General features: G+C 37.7%; 1 protein-coding gene. It reads left to right on the top strand.

The genetic code is table 11. The features are described 5' to 3' along the window. Positions 1 to 125: 125 nt before the first annotated feature. A complete protein-coding gene (locus DS885_RS04375; RefSeq protein ID WP_113818189.1) occupies positions 126 to 1133 on the top strand; it encodes a substrate-binding domain-containing protein in 1008 nt (335 codons plus the stop codon). Positions 1134 to 1257: the final 124 nt, after the last annotated feature.

Genomic DNA, 1257 nt, shown 5'->3' with positions numbered 1-1257 from the left:
GCAGCAGCTGCGTTGACTGTGACAGCCGAAGGGGCTCAATCTTCAATTCCCTATCGAGACGATGTGATCAATTTTTTAAAAGCCCGAGTATCAAAAACATAACAATAAAGGAAACTCATAAATCAATGGCCACTATTAAAGATGTAGCAAAACATGCGCAAGTTTCTACCTCAACAGTTAGTCATGTATTAAATAAAACACGTCACGTGAGTGATGAGGTGACAGAGAAAGTGAAGGCAGCGGTTGAGTTATTAAATTATGCGCCATCAGCTTTAGCAAGAAGCTTGAAGCTTAAAAATACACGCACCTTCGGTATGTTAGTCACCACCTCCATTAACCCTTTTTTTGCGGAAGTAGTAAAGGGGGTTGAGCGTCGTTGTTATGAGCAAGGTTACAACCTACTTTTGTGTAATACTGAAGGGGATTTAGAGCGATTACGTTTCAACATAGATATGTTGTTACAAAAACGAGTAGATGGTTTATTACTGATGAGTGATGAGCTAGTTAATCAAAATATTGATATATTCGAACGTCATGAGCCTGTGCCAACGGTTGTAATGGACAATGGGGATATGGGCTTTTCTACCGATAAAATCCAAGATAATACGTTTCAAGGTGGTTATATGGCCACACAACATCTTATTAAGAATGGTCATACTAAAATAGGGTGTATTCGTGGCCCTATTGATAAACCAACGGCAAAAAAACGTTATGCTGGTTTTGAAAAAGCCATGAATGAAGCGAACTTAACAGTTAACGCAGATTGGGTAGAAGTCTCTAATTTTGAGTGTGAAGATGCTGCCATTGCTTTTAAAAATCTGTATCAAAAAGGGGAGTTACCGACTGCTATTTTTGTGTGTAACGACATGATGGCAATGGGGGTGATTAATGCGGCAAATGATTTAGGATTATCGATTCCCGGTGATTTATCGATTATTGGTTACGATGATATTAAAATCGCGCGCTATATGACGCCTTCTTTAACGACCATCCACCAATCAAAATTTAATTTAGGTCGACAGGCCTTTGATACTTTACTAGATAAAATACAAACCAAGCGTGAAAACGATTTAGAGATTCAATTAGAGCCCACACTAGTGGAAAGAAGTAGTGTGAAAAACCTGAATCTGTAAACTTATACCAATCATAGTAAGTAACTGATCTATTTTACTTGTTAAAACAACTTATTTTTTCGTTGTAAGTTTCGTATAGGGAACAACCATTTACATCAACTTACGCCTCAAACTAAGCCATTTT

Origin of the sequence: Psychromonas sp. B3M02, assembly GCF_003318165.1 — a bacterium.
Lineage (GTDB): Bacteria > Pseudomonadota > Gammaproteobacteria > Enterobacterales > Psychromonadaceae > Psychromonas.
Note: the sequence above shows the minus strand (reverse complement) of the source record. Positions and strands in the feature narration are given on the sequence as shown.

Excerpts from the sequence above, each read along its gene's own strand:
- DS885_RS04375 (WP_113818189.1), top strand. The coding sequence starts at position 126 with ATGGCCACTATTAAAGATGTAGCAAAACATGCGCAAGTTTCTACCTCA.